Below are 13,540 nucleotides of genomic sequence, written 5' to 3' on the forward strand. Positions count from 1 at the left end.
AGAGGAACTACAGCCGGTCGAGAAGCGCGTCCGCGAGCCGATCTCCGGAGCCGTCGTCGACGCGAAAGAACAGCTCCGGCTCGATGAGCTCGACTTCCAGCAGTCGGAAGTCGGCGGGATTTGCCACTTCACCCGCTGCCTGCCTGTTTTGTCCATCAGAAGCTGTGATCCCATCGACGCGGGCGTACAGCGGCACTGTCCCGCCGAGTTCTTTCGTCACCGCGTCGACGACCTCGTTCGCTTGGACCCGCAGCGACTTGCTCGGCGTCCCGGCGTCGACGCTCCCGCCGTGATCCTCCTGTACGCGGAAGTCACCGGGCTTGGGGCGTTTGAGAACGGAGTGACTGTACTCGCCGTCGAAGAAGACCAGCGACCACTCGCCCTCGCCGATCCCGTCGGCGAACGCTTGGACGAGCACGTCGCGGTCGGCGAGCAGCCCCTCGAACCACGCCTGCTCGTCGGCAGCGTCGTCGCGTGCGATCCGCTTCGTCCGGAACGCGCCCGCGCTCACCGCGGGTTTGACGACGGCTTCGCCCCACCCTCGGCTCTCGAAGATCGCTGCGAGTGAGATCTCTTCGCCGCGTTCGAGGTACGCTGTCGGCAGCGTGTCGACGCCGCGAGCTTCGAGATCTCGGAGGTAGAACTTGTGGCGATTCCACCGCAGCGTCTCGGGGGTGTTCAACACTGTCGTCTCGATCGTTTCGAGCCGGTCGATCCACGCGGCGAACGCCTCGGGATGACGGTAGTAGTCCCAGATCGATCTGACGAGGACCGCGTCGAAGTCGCCCCACGCGACCGACTCGTCGGACCAGATCTCGACCGATGCGTTCACGCTCTGCTCGCGCAACGCGGCCAGAAACGAGGTGTCGTCGTCGACGAGGTCGGGCAGATCGGGGGCTGTCGCCAGGGCGATGGATGTCACGCTCGGGGCTCGGCCGCGTCGGGCGATAAGCGTTTTTGACCGCGGTCGACGAGGGAGGCGTATGGACAACCGCATCCGCGAGCACGCCGAGACGCTCGTCGACTGGAGCGCGCGCATCGAATCGGGCGACGACGTCGTCCTCAGCGTCGCCGAGGGCGCGCACGACCTTGCTGTCGCCGTGGCGGAGGCGCTCGGAGCGCGCGGCGCGAACGTCGTGACGACGTACGCCTCCGAGGAAGTTTCCCGCGCGTACCTCCGCGCACACGCGGGAGACTTCGAGACCTCTGAACACGAACTCGCGCTCTACGAGCGCGCCGATTCGGTGCTCATCCTCGGCGGCGGCCGCAACACGTTCGCGACCGCGGACGTCGACGGCGAGACCCGCCAAGCGGCCGCCCGCGCGAAGCAGCCGATCAGGGAGGCGCGGATGGCGACCGACTGGATGTCGACGGTCCATCCGACGCGTGCGCTCGCTCAACAGGCCGGGATGTCCTACGAGGCGTACCGGGACTTCGTCTACGAGGCGATTCTCCGCGACTGGGAGGCGCTCGCCGAGGAGATGGCGCAGCTGAAGCAGCTCCTCGACGACGGCAATGAGGTCCATCTCGTGAGCGAGCGCACCGACCTCCGGATGTCGATCGAGGGGCGGAACGCGATCAACTCCGCGGCGTCGGTCGCCTACGACTCGCACAACCTCCCGTCCGGAGAGGTGTTCACCGCGCCGTACGACACCGAGGGCGAGGTCGTCTTCGACGTCCCGATGACCATCTCCGGCGCACGCGTCCGTGACGTGTGGCTCCGGTTCGAGGACGGCCGCGTCGTCGACTTCAGCGCCGAGAGCGGCGAGAACACCATCGCCGACCTGCTCGACACCGACGAGGGGGCGCCTCGGCTCGGAGAACTCGGGATCGGGATGAACCGCGGGATAGATCGGATAACCGACAACATCCTCTTCGACGAGAAGATGGGCGATACGGTCCATCTCGCGCTCGGGCGCGCGTACGACGCGTGTCTCCCCGAGGGCGAGTCGGGTAACGACTCGGCGGTCCACGTCGACCTCATCACCGACGTCAGCGAGAACTCGCGGCTCGAAATCGACGGCGAGGTCGTCCAGCGAAACGGCCGGTTTCGTTGGGAAGACGGGTTCGAGCCCTAATCGGAGCGGAGATGGTATGCGGCGTTCCCAATCGGCTTCGATACCCCCCAATCGGCTCCTCTCGGTCGCGTTCGGGCGGGAGTCGCTTTCGACGTACTTTTTATCGACGGCCGTCTCCTCCCGTCTATGGCTGAATTCAAGGTCGTCGTCTCCGACGGGACCGGACACACAGAGCAGTTCGAGGTCGACGGACAGGACGCGAACCGATTCATCGGGCGCGAGCTCGGCGACGAGGTCGACGGCGGTGCCGTCGGCCTCGACGGGCAGGCGCTGGAACTCACCGGCGGCTCCGACGAGGCGGGCCGTCCGATGCGCGCCGACGTCGCCGGCGCGAACCTAAAGGAGCTCCTCCTCGAGGGCGGCGTGGGCTACAAGCCCTCGCGTGACGGCGAGCGCAAGCGGGTGACGGTCCGCGGCCGACAGATAACCGACGCCACCGCGCAGGTCAACGCATCGCTCGTCGACGGCACGATCGCCGGCGACGACGAAGACGATGCGGTCGAAGAGGACGAAGCGGGCGAGGACGAGGCTGAGACGGATGCAGACGAAGCCGGCGAACCTGAAGCCGACGAGGAAGACGCCGAGGCGGACGACGACGAAGAAGCTGCCGACGCGGACGACGATGAAGAAGCTGCCGACGCGGACGACGATGAAGAAGCTGCCGACGCGGACGACGATGAAGAAGCTGCCGACGCGGACGGCGACGAGGACGACGAAGAGTAACCCTCCGTGTCCGAACGCATTCCGAGCGATCACGACTCCGTGCGGAGCCTCCGCGCGTCGCTCGCTCGGAGCGGCGGCACCAGACGACCCTGTCTTCGACTCCCCGACGATGTCGCCGTCGAGAAAGGCGACACCGTTCGCCTGTTGCTCGATGGCACGACGACGCACGCGCGGGTCTCTTCCGACGCGAACGGGCTGCTTCTCCGCGGGTCGTACGACAACCAGCGACTGGCCCGCGAACCCGGCGAGGGTGAGAACCGGCTCGTCGAGTGGTGTGAGACGCACGACCGCGGCCCGGGTGATGCGGTCGAACTCGACGAACTCGATCAGGGGTTCTGTTACGGGCTCCGCGAACCGGGGGAGCGCGTCGTCTACGACGTTCCCCGCCGTCCGAACCAGTCGCTCTCGGACATCGCCTCGAAGCTCGGCGAGTGAGGCGACGGATAGCTTCGGTGGCCGCTCATCGGCGGTCCCGACAGTCGCCGGGTGAGTAACTCTTACCACGTCGCCACGGCTTTTTCCCCTATGGGTCAGGTTCCCGAGCGAAGCGAGATCGACGTCGAGGACACGTGGGACCTCACGAGCATCTACGCCGACGACGAGGCGTGGGAAGACGCCTACGAGTCCGTCAGAGAGCGCGTTGAGGACCTCCGCGCGTACGAGGGGCGGGCGACCGAGAGTCCCGAGACGCTGTTGGAACTCCTCGAACTGCAGGAGGAGCTCCTCCGCGAGGTCGCACAAGTCAGCAGCTACGCGACCCTTCGGAGCGCCGAAGACACCCGAAATCAGGAGTACCAAGCGATGAACGCGAAATCCGAGTCGCTCGCGTCGGCGACGCAGTCGGCGGTGAGTTTCCTCGAACCGGAACTGCAGCGGCTCGAAGCGTCCGACGTCGAGTCGTTCCTCGAGCGGGAACCCGCGCTCGCGCAGTACGAGCACTACTTCGACGACGTTCTGCGGATGAAACCGCACACCCGGTCGGCAGAGGTCGAGGAACTGCTGGCGGAACTGGGCGAGGTCGCGGGCGCGTCCTCCGACATCTACGGGATGCTCTCGAACGCCGATATGACGTTCCCGACGGTCGAGCGTCCCGACGGCGAGTCGGTGGAGATCTCGCAGGGCAACTTCACGAAGCTGCAGAAACACCCCGACCGGGACTTCCGCCGGGAGGTCTACGAGCAGTTCTACGACGAGTGGGCCGACGTCCGCAACGCGGTCGGGACGTCGCTGAAGAACAGCGTCCGAAAAGACGTCAAGTACGCCCGTGCACGGAACTACGAGACCGCTCGGGCGGCGGCGCTCGACGGACCCAACGTCCCGGTCGAGGTGTACGACACGCTGGTCGACACCGTTCACGATAACCTCGACAGTCTGCACCGACACGCCGAGCTGAAGCGCGAGGCGCTCGACGTCGACGAACTCCGGATGTGGGACCTGTATCTGTCGCTGAGCGGCGACGAGGGGCCGGAGATCACGTACCAGCAGGCGTCAGAGTTCATCGTTGAGGCGGTCGCGCCGCTCGGCGAGGCGTATCAGGAGCGCGTCGCCGAGGGACTGGACTCCCGCTGGGTCGACGTCTACGAGAACCGCGGGAAACGCTCCGGCGCGTTCTCCTCGGGCACCTACGACACCCAGCCGTTCATTCTGATGAACTACCAGGACGACATCGCCTCGATGTTCACGCTGGCGCACGAACTCGGCCACTCGCTGCACTCCGAACTCGCGAAGGACGCCCAGCCGTGGCAGTACGCCGACTACACGATCTTCGTCGCGGAGGTCGCCTCGACGGTCAACGAGACGCTTCTGACGCATCACCTCCTCGAGACGGTCGAGGACGACGAACTGCGGATGCACGTCCTCGACGAGTACCTCGAACGCTTCCGCTCGACGCTCTTCCGGCAGACGATGTTCGCGGACTTCGAGCAGCAGATCCACGAGATCGCCGAGGACGACGGCGCGCTCACGCCCGAGCGGTTCGACGAGACCTACCGCGACCTCAAATCGCGGTTCTACGAACCGGCCGCCGTCGATGACCGGATCGACCGCGAGTGGATGCGCATCCCGCACTTCTACTACAACTACTACGTCTACCAGTACGCGACGGGCATTTCTGCTGCTGTCGCGATCGTCGAACGGATCCTCGAAGACGGTGAGGATGCGGCGTCGGCGTACCGCGAAGCGTTGGCACTCGGTGGTTCGGAGTACCCGATCGACGTCCTCGAAACCGCGGGCGTCGATATGACGTCCTCGGAGCCGATCGAGTCGGCTATCGGCGTCTACGACGGCTATCTTGACCGGATCGCCGATCTGCTGGAGCAGTAGCGCCGCGGCTCCCCGTCCGACTCCTCGCTTGTCGGCTACGCGTGGGCGAACAGTCGGCACCCGCTCGCGACTCGCGACGACGCCCTCGTACGCGCCTCCGCTTCGCCGTCGGAGGCGCGCCGCCGTCGCTGTCGATCCCGCGTCGACGTGCCGAACCTCGCCGCGTTTGCGAGTCTGCGGACGTCGATCGCACGTCCGCGTGCGATCGGACGCAAACCAGTTGCAAACGCGGCGAGACCGCGGCCCGACGCGGGGTCTCTGCTACGTCACGGCGGCGTTGGCCTCGTCATCGCACTTAAATCCGCGTTCGGGGGGTGGCGTGTTCGCGTACGAGCGGGGTGCACGCGTGAGAACCACCACCGTCGTTCGGGGCGCTTCTCGCTCGCCGAGAGCAGGCGACACTCTCAATAAAACGCCGCCCAACGTTCGACTATGAACTTCCAGACGCTGGGCGACTCCGACGTCGAAGTGAGCGAGGTCGGATTCGGCGCGTGGGTCGTCGGAACCGACTGGTGGGGCGACCGCACGCGCGAGGACTCGATCGAACTGATCCACCACGCGATCGACGAGGGGGTCACCTACTTCGACACCGGCGACGTCTACGGTCACGGCGATAGCGAGGAACTCCTCGGCGAGGCGCTCGCCGAGTATCGTGACGACGTGACCGTCGCGACGAAGGTCGGCTACGACTTCTACAACCACCCGCAAGCGGGCCACGGCGAACTGCCGAAAGAGATCACCGGCGAGTGGGTCCGCTCGGCGACCGAGAAGAGCCTCGATCGACTCGGAATGGAGTACGTCGACGTCTTACAACTGCACAACGCGAACGTCGACGAGGTCGACGCCGACGTCCTCGAAGCGCTCGACGAACTCAAAGAGGAAGGCCTCGTGCGCGCGACCGGTTGGGCGCTCGGGCCGTCGATCGGCTGGCTCGCCGAGGGAGATATGGCGATAAAAGAGGAGTTCGACGCCGTCCAACTCGTCTGGAACCTCTTCGAGCAAGACGTTGGAAATCACTTCCTCGACACCATCGAGGAGACGGGCTCGTCGACCAGCCTAATTCCGCGCGTTCCGCACTCCTCGGGCCTCCTGAACGAGCAGGTGACACCCGAGACGGGCCACGACCTCGACGACCACCGCGGCTTCCGCCCCGACGCGTGGTACGAGACGGGCTGGGAGAAGCTCGAGACGCTGCGCTTCCTCGAACGCGAGGGCGAGCGAACGATGGGCCAAGCGGCCATCGCGTACCTCCTCAGCCACGACGAGGTCGCGACCGTGACGCCGACGTTCCACACCAAGGAGGACATCACCGAGTGGGCCGCCGCCAGCGACGTGCCGAAGCTCTCCGAAGCGGAACTGGCCCGCGTCGCCGATCTCTACGAGGCGAACTTCGAGATCGACTGCGAGGACGGGATGGACGAACTGCGCTCCTCCGTGGGCGGCGAGGACATCCGCGCCGCCGGTATCGACAAGCGGGCGACTGCCGGTCCCCGAAACTCCGCGTCGTCGGACTGACGTGGCGCTCGAATCCCCGACCTCGCGAACGGCGGCGTTCGTCGCGATCACCGCGGTCGCTCACGTCGCACTCGCCGCGTGGGTCCGTCGCGACGCCCGAGCGCGCCAGACCGACCCGTCGCCGTGGGATGAGCTGACCCTCCTGACTGGCGTCGCCGGCGCGCTCGCGTACCGCCGTTATCGATGATCCGCCCCGAAAGCACGCCGTTTCTCTGAACTGCCCGTTTCTCAACCCCTTCGTTTCGCTTCGAAACCGACACACTGCGTCGCGTCTGACGCTGCAGTCGCAGACGCGTCAGACGGTTTAAAAAAGAGAACGTCCGGTCTACGCTAGGAAGACGTGTCGCGGTCGGTCGGCGAGCACGTCGCGGCCCCACTGAACCGTCTCGCGGAACTCCTCGGAGCGGAAGAACTCCATCGCGTTCTCGCGGGCGTCCCACTGGCTGGAGATGAACATGTCGTTCTCGTCTTCGACGTTCATCATCAGATCGGTGTCTTGGTGGCCCTCCATCTCGTCGAGGAGCGCGCCGACGGTGCCGAACGTGTCGACGAAGTCCCCGTGGTGCTCGGGTTTGACCGTGTAGAACATCCCCATCGTGCCGAAGCCGGATTCCTCGCCGGCCCGAGAGACGATTTCGGGGAGTTCCGAGAGAAATCCGGCGGCAGTCTCCGCCGCCGACTGGGTCTCCCAGATGCTCACGACGGCGCTTCGGTCCCCGCCGTGGGCCTCGTAGACTGCGGTCTTGACGTGCGTTTCGTAGTGATCGAAATTCGCGCGCAGTCCCGTCACCTCCTCGAACAGTTCGTCGCTGTCGGCCTCCGAGTAGAGGACCGTCGCGTACACGTCCTCGCCGTGCGGTTGCCCGGCGTAGATGTTCAGATCGGCGAGTTCCGCGCGGATGTCGTCTTCGACGCCGTCGCCGGCGTTCGCTCCGGCCCCCTCGCCGTGCGGCGAGTCGCCGTGTGCGCTTCCCCCGCCGTGACCGCCGTGGCCGTTCTCGCTCCCGCCGTGGGCGGCGTCACCGTGAGCGTGCCCGTGCGCCTCGCCGTGGGCGTCTCCATTGCCGTGCGGGTGGTCGCCCCCGTGCGTGCTTTCGGGGTGTGAGTTCCCGCCCTCGCCGTGTTCGCTCGTCGGCACGCCATCGCCCGCGAGGTACGCGCCGAGATCCGTCGGCGGGAAGCGACGGCCGACGTAGAACTGGCCGAACTCGCCGTACTTCGAGGATACCTCGTCGAAGCGCATATCGTAGACGATGTCCTTGATGTGCGTCGGATCGTCCGAGAACAGCGTCACGCCCCACTCGTAGTCGTCGAAGCCGACCGAGGAGGCGATGACCTGTTTGATCTTCCCGGCGTACTCCTTGCCGGTCTCGGCGTGCGTCGCCATCAGGTCCGCGCGCTCCTCGAAGGAGAGGTCGTACCAGTTGTGCTCCTCGCCGCGGCGCTTCGACATCGGGTAGAAGGAGACGTACTCGTCTTCGGGAATCTCCGGCGTCTTTTTGCCCTCCATGTAGCGTCGCAGACCCTCGTCGACCGATTCGGGGTCCTCGAAGTAGTCGGGACTGGTGTAACCCGAAATTTCGGTGACGGAGACGTAGGAGGTCGGCTGCTCGGTGAATCCAGCGAACGCGGTCCGCTCGAACTGTCGCTCGGCGCGCGAGAGGTCGTCGAGCGTCGGTCGAAAGTGGACGACGAGCAGGTCGGCCTTGTGGCCGATCACCGAGAAAACCGCGGAGTCACCCTCGTCGGCGTCTGCAATCTCCTCGTGACGGCTGAGGTATTCGGTCCCTTCCCGAACCGCGCGCTCGCGTTCCCGCTCGGGCGCGTCCCGCCACGCGTCCCAGTCGACGGTCCGGAAGTCGTGCAGCACGAACCAGCCCTCGTCGGTTGGTGGGGCCTCTGGCATACGTCGGCGTTCGCACGCCACCCGTATGGACGTTGCGAGTCGTTCTCGAACCTCGATCCGATTCACTGTGACCGTCTGACACACCTTTAAGTGAATCCCCCACGTTGAGACGTTATGCCGCAGAAGCGAAGTCCTGTCGCTGAACGAGTTATCGAACGCGTCGCAATCGCGACCGAGAGCGACGAAATCGACCTCCCGCCGTTGTTCGATGCGATCGATCCCGACGCATTGGAGACGGTCGTCGAAACGATGTCCAGCGGCGAGATCACGTTCGCCTACGCGGACCGCGACATCACCGTCGGCAGCGATGGATCAGTCAGCGTCGCGGACGAATCGACCGAGGGCCCCGCAGCGCAAGTCGCCGTCAGTAATTCCTGATCGCGCCGCCGACGCCGGTTGATCCCGCTTCGGGCTCGTTTTTTCGTTCAGTTGGCGCTACGTTGGGTCGCTTCGCCGACTCACCCGAGAAGCGTCGGGCCGAAGAGCAGAAGCAGCAACGACAGCAGCATCGTCACGCCCACGCCGGTCGTGATCGTGCTCACCACGCGGTTCCGATCCGTCACGGGAAGCCGAGAGACGACCGCCTCGACGCTCGTCCGGAGGATGCGACCGCCGTCCAGCGGATAGCCCGGAATGCAGTTGAACAGCCCGAGTTGGAGGTTGATCCAGCCCATCCAGAAGGACACGTTGGCGAGGACGAACACGCCGGTCCCGAGGAAGCCCAGCGGGCCGCCGATGCTGTAGAAGTTGAACACGCTGGCGGTGAACCCGGGGAAGTTCGGAATGCCAAGCACGAGCGACGCAAGCGGCAACACCAGCGAGATGTACACCGCCGCGAGCGGTGAGTCGCCGACGGCACCCGACAGCCCGGCCGCGTCGGGACCGCCGTCGCCGCCGAGCAGTTCGAGGTACGTGCCCGCCGGGTAGGACTGAACGCCGAAATCAGTCAGCAGCAACCCGCTCGTCCCCGGGAAGATATTGACGCCGAGGAAGCCGCTGCCGTCTTGGGGGTTCTCGCCGAGCGTCACCTCGTAGGTGTCGAGTTCGCCGTCGTGATACACCTCGACGGCCACCGTCTCTCCCGGCTCGCTCCCGTCGAGCGCGCGCGTGAGTTCGGTCGAGGAGACGACGCGCTCACCGTCGATCGCGGTCACGATCACGCCCGGTTCGGTCGGTGCGCCCGAAGCCGCCAGCGGGCCGTCCTCGGCGACTTGGATGAGATACGCGCCGACCGGGATCGTCACGGTCCCGCGCTCGGTCTCCAGTTCGGCGAATCGGTCCTCGCCGACCGCGTCAGCGAAGCCGACGCGCGTGTACACGGGCGATCCGTTGACGGCGGTGACCGAGATCGGCTCGTCCTCCTCCGCGACGCTGATATTCGCGGGGTTGCCGGCGACGGATCCGGTCACGACGAGGGCGCGTTCGACGTCGACCGTCCGCGCCTCTCTGCCGGCGGCGCTCTCGCCGCCGTCGAGTTCGACCGCCACGGTTCGCTCGTCGATCGACAGCAGCACATCGTCCAGTGAGGTCTCATTGCCGACTGGCGCGCCGCCGACGGCGGTGATCCGGTCGCCCTGTGCGACCCCCGCCTCCGCGGCCGGCGAGCCTCCGTATGCGCCCTGCACGGCCATCCCGGGTGCGACCCCGACGCTCGCGATCACCGGGCCGAAGAGCAGCGCGAACGCGAGGAACGTCACGAAGAAGTTGTTCGTCACGCCCGCGGCGAACATCCGCGTCCGACCGCCGCGGCTCGCCTCCCGCTGGCTCTCCTCGTCCGGCTGGACGAACGCGCCGAGTGGGATGATGGTGAACAGAAATATCCCCATCGAGTCGATGTCGATCCCCTCGACGCGACAGAGGATTCCGTGACCCCCCTCGTGGACGACGAGGCCGACGAGGAGCCCGAACACGATCTCGGGGGCGACAGAAAGCGGCAGGAAGTCGTTGAGGCCGGGGATGACGAGGAAGTTCTGCGGCTGATTTACTGTCGAGGGGGCGGGCGGATCCCTCGCGATCGCGATCCCCTGAACGAGGAGGAAAAAGAACATCCCCGCCATGATTACCAGCGCCGCGCCGACGCCGAGGTTGCTCCACGCGCGCCAGAACCGCTTCGGCGTCGCGACCCAGTCGATGAACTCGCGCCCGCGCTTGGTGTGTACCGTCGTGAACGGCCCCTGCACGCGGACCGAGTCGGGCAACAATCCGCGCTGGGAGAGATACAACGCGGCCGCCGAGTACGCGGTGAGGCCGACGAGCACCCACAGAAGCGTATTCATTGAGAGGAGCAAAGTGATGCGCGCAAAAAGGTGTTCCTCATCCACCTTTTTACTGTGGAGGGGTCCTGCGGACCCCTCCGTGCAAAAACCTGGAGGGAAAAACTTCCCGCGAGGGTCGCCACGGCGACCCTCGCGGTACAATCACTGGTGGTTTCCGTACCGCCCCACTGCCTCCGCTACCGCAACAGCCCCGCACCGCCTCCGCTACGACTCGCGGCGCAATCTGGCGACGACGAACGCCGTGTCGAGTTCGCCGAGGAACTCTCCCAGTCTCGGGCCCTGCGGCTGGTCGAAGAAGAGCAGATAACCGGCGTCGAAGAAGTCGCCGATCTCGACCCCGTGAGCTCTGGCCGTCTCGTACATCTCCCCCTGAATCTCCTCGCCGTCGCGACCCGCTTCGACGTACGCCGCGAGATCGTCGAGCGCGGCGGCGACGTCGGCGTCGAAGTCGACGTCGGGAAGTTCCTCTTGGAGCCGGTAGTTGTAGGCGTTGTCCTCGCGCACGGCCCACGCGCGCGCCCGATCGACCCGTTCGAGCGCCTCCTCGATCGCCCATTCTGGGGTATTGTCGTCGAAGTACCCCTCGTTTCGGGCCATCTCGATCCGCAGGTCGCGGTCGTCTGTCATCCCGAGAACGGCCGCGAAGGTGTACGGTAGGCGGACGCGTTCCTCGCGGACTTCGTCGACGACGAAGGGATACGCCCGCTCTGCGAACGCGGTGAGCGCCTCGTCGTCGACGTCGCCGAAGTACGCCCGCTCGAAACGGTCGAAGTCGTCGACGAGTTGATCCAGCCGGGAGACGTCGAGATCGCGCGCCTTCCGCGGGTTGAGAGCGAAGAAGTACTTCAGGACCTCCGGCTCCAGCAGATCGAGCATCTCCGCGACGGTGACGATGTTCCCGGCCGACGAAGACAGCGCCTCGCCGTTGAGCGTGAACCACTCGTAGACCATCGGGACCGGCGGCTCGATCTCGAGGACGTTGCGCGCGATGTCCTCGCCGGAGGGCCACGACCCCTCGGCGTGGTCCTTTCCGAACGGCTCGAAGTCGACACCGAGGACCTGCCACTGGGCGGGCCACTCGAAGCGCCACGGGAGCTTCCCGTCGCGGAACGACGCCGTCCCCTCGTGGCCGCACCCCTCGATGGTGTTGTCGCCGACGGTCATATCCGTACAGACGTACTCGACGGTCCCGGCGTCGACGTCGACCGATGTGACCGTCTCGGTGATTTTCCCACAGTTCTCACAGACCGGGTTGAACGGCACGTAGTCGGCGTCGACCTTCGATTGGTACTTCGAGAGTACCTCTCGCGCGCTGTCGACATGTTCGAGGACGTGTTTGACGACATCGTCGAATGTCCCCTCCTCGTACATTTCGGTGTTCGAGAGCATTTCTACCTCGATTCCGAGCCGATCCGCGTCGGCCTTCAGCAGCGCGGCGAAGTGCGCCGCGTACGACTCCGACTCGCCGAAGGGGTCGGGGATGTCGGTGTATGGCTTGCCTAAGTTTCGACCGAGCGCGCCCGCGTCGACGTCGCCGAGGCCGACGATGGTGCCGTCGACGTCCGCGAGCTTTCGAGGGAGCTTCCGCAGCGGGTCGCGGTCGTCGCTGGTGAACACCTGCCGGACCTCGTGACCGCGTTCGCGCAGCACCGCGGCGACGAAGTACCCGCGCATAATCTCGTTGAAGTTGCCCAAGTGTGCGACTCCGGAGGGAGAGACGCCGCCTTTGATAACGATCGGATCCTCGGGCTCTCTGGCTTCGATCTCGTCTGCGACCTCGTCGGCCCAGAACGCGTGTCGAGGCCCGTCGCTGCCGTCGCGGTCGTCGCCGTCGCTGCCATCGACGCCGCGGTCGTCACCAGCGGTTGCTTCCCCGGACATCGCTCACCCCTGCGCCCAGTAGGTGGGTTCGCCCTCGACGCCGTTCGGCACGATGTCGGTCCCGTCGTGCTCGCCGCGGAGCACGGCGCTCTCGATCCGCCCGGGATCGGTGCCGTCGAGCACGATCGTCCGCATCTCCGAGCGCTCGATCAACTTCGCGGCCAGCAGGTCGACCGGCGCGGACGCGCCCGCGTCGCGGCTCATCGGCGCGATCACGTCGACGAGTTCGCGCCCGGTAAGCGTCCGGTACTTCTCCGCGTCAGCGTCGGTACTCGGATCGGCGCTGTAGACGCCGTCGACGCTCGTCGCGTAGACGAGGAGGTCCGCGTCGACGTACTCGGCGAGCGCGGCGGCGACCGCGTCGGTGGTCTGACCGGGCATCACGCCGCCCATCACGGAGATGTCGCCGCGGCGGATCGCGTCCCCGGCGTCCTCGTAGTCGCGCGCGACCTTCGGATCGACGTTCGCCCCGAGCGAAGCGATGAGCAGTCGGGCGTTGATGCGGGTCACGTCGATGCCGATCTGGTCCAACTGGACCTCGTTTGCGCCCAACTCGCGGGCCGTCCCGATGTAATCGCGGGCGACGCCGCCGCCGCCGACGACCGCACCGATCTCACAGCCCTCGTCTACGAGCGTCTCGACCACCGCTGCGTGTCCCTCGACCCGTTGGGCGTCGAGGTCGGGGGCGAGAACGCTCCCCCCGATAGAAACGACGACTCTCATTACACCGTCGTTGCTGCGAACCGGGCTTAAGGGTTGTCAACCGAGAATGACGGCGAATCCGTCCGCGGCCGCTGCGGCGCGACTGACGCGCGTTGGGGAGCGGTGGTGGCTGTCAC

At 66.2% G+C, this 13,540-nt stretch carries 11 protein-coding genes and 1 pseudogene; 7 read left to right on the forward strand and 5 right to left on the reverse strand.

The genetic code is table 11. The features are described 5' to 3' along the window. Window positions 1-7: 7 nt before the first annotated feature. On the reverse strand, window positions 8-922 hold the full coding sequence (locus tag U5919_RS00230) for an ATP-grasp domain-containing protein (RefSeq protein WP_336021527.1): 915 nt from the start codon (window positions 920-922) through the stop codon (window positions 8-10). A gap of 61 nt (window positions 923-983) precedes the next feature. On the opposite strand from U5919_RS00230, the gene U5919_RS00235 reads away from it, so the two are divergent. From U5919_RS00235 to U5919_RS00260, 6 genes and pseudogenes are all read left to right on the forward strand, one after another. Further along, window positions 984-2,078: an aminopeptidase gene (locus tag U5919_RS00235; RefSeq protein WP_336021528.1), complete on the forward strand. Its 1,095-nt coding sequence runs from the start codon at window positions 984-986 to the stop codon at window positions 2,076-2,078. Window positions 2,079-2,204: 126 nt separating this feature from the next. Then, window positions 2,205-2,618: pseudogene (locus U5919_RS00240) on the forward strand (30S ribosomal protein S6e); the annotation flags it as partial. Window positions 2,619-2,807: 189 nt separating this feature from the next. Further along, complete coding sequence (locus tag U5919_RS00245; protein ID WP_336021529.1) at window positions 2,808-3,236, forward strand: DUF7112 family protein; 429 nt, start codon at window positions 2,808-2,810, stop codon at window positions 3,234-3,236. Window positions 3,237-3,326: 90 nt separating this feature from the next. Further along, window positions 3,327-5,123 (forward strand): oligoendopeptidase F, encoded by a 1,797-nt coding sequence (gene pepF, locus U5919_RS00250; protein ID WP_336021530.1) that lies wholly within the window; start codon window positions 3,327-3,329, stop codon window positions 5,121-5,123. A 432-nt stretch (window positions 5,124-5,555) separates the two neighbouring features. Then, window positions 5,556-6,638 carry an aldo/keto reductase gene (locus U5919_RS00255; protein ID WP_336021531.1) on the forward strand — a complete coding sequence of 361 codons (1,083 nt, stop codon included), beginning with the start codon at window positions 5,556-5,558 and terminating at the stop codon, window positions 6,636-6,638. Between the two features lies 1 nt (window position 6,639). Continuing rightward, window positions 6,640-6,825 carry a hypothetical protein gene (locus U5919_RS00260; protein WP_336021532.1) on the forward strand — a complete coding sequence of 62 codons (186 nt, stop codon included), beginning with the start codon at window positions 6,640-6,642 and terminating at the stop codon, window positions 6,823-6,825. Between the two features lie 138 nt (window positions 6,826-6,963). Here the strand turns inward: U5919_RS00260 and U5919_RS00265 are convergent, their stop codons facing one another. After that, window positions 6,964-8,544: a heme-binding protein gene (locus U5919_RS00265; RefSeq protein ID WP_336021533.1), complete on the reverse strand. Its 1,581-nt coding sequence runs from the start codon at window positions 8,542-8,544 to the stop codon at window positions 6,964-6,966. 114 nt (window positions 8,545-8,658) lie between these two features. Between U5919_RS00265 and U5919_RS00270 the strand changes: the two genes are divergently transcribed. Beyond that, a complete protein-coding gene (locus U5919_RS00270; protein WP_336021534.1) occupies window positions 8,659-8,922 on the forward strand; it encodes a HalOD1 output domain-containing protein in 264 nt (87 codons plus the stop codon). An 80-nt stretch (window positions 8,923-9,002) separates the two neighbouring features. On the opposite strand, the gene U5919_RS00275 is transcribed toward U5919_RS00270, so the two are convergent. The 3 genes from U5919_RS00275 to pyrH all read right to left on the reverse strand — a co-directional run bounded on the left by U5919_RS00275 (window position 9,003) and on the right by pyrH (window position 13,424). Further along, entirely contained in the window at window positions 9,003-10,820 is a 1,818-nt protein-coding gene (locus U5919_RS00275; protein ID WP_336021535.1) for a site-2 protease family protein, read from the reverse strand. A 204-nt stretch (window positions 10,821-11,024) separates the two neighbouring features. Further along, window positions 11,025-12,701, reverse strand: a complete 1,677-nt coding sequence (gene lysS / locus U5919_RS00280) for a lysine--tRNA ligase (RefSeq protein ID WP_336021536.1) — start codon at window positions 12,699-12,701, stop codon at window positions 11,025-11,027. A 3-nt stretch (window positions 12,702-12,704) separates the two neighbouring features. Beyond that, on the reverse strand, window positions 12,705-13,424 hold the full coding sequence (gene pyrH / locus U5919_RS00285; protein WP_336021537.1) for a UMP kinase: 720 nt from the start codon (window positions 13,422-13,424) through the stop codon (window positions 12,705-12,707). Between the last annotated feature and the right edge of the window lie 116 nt (window positions 13,425-13,540).

The organism is Halobellus sp. LT62 (assembly GCF_037031285.1).
GTDB lineage: Archaea > Halobacteriota > Halobacteria > Halobacteriales > Haloferacaceae > Haloquadratum > Haloquadratum salinisoli.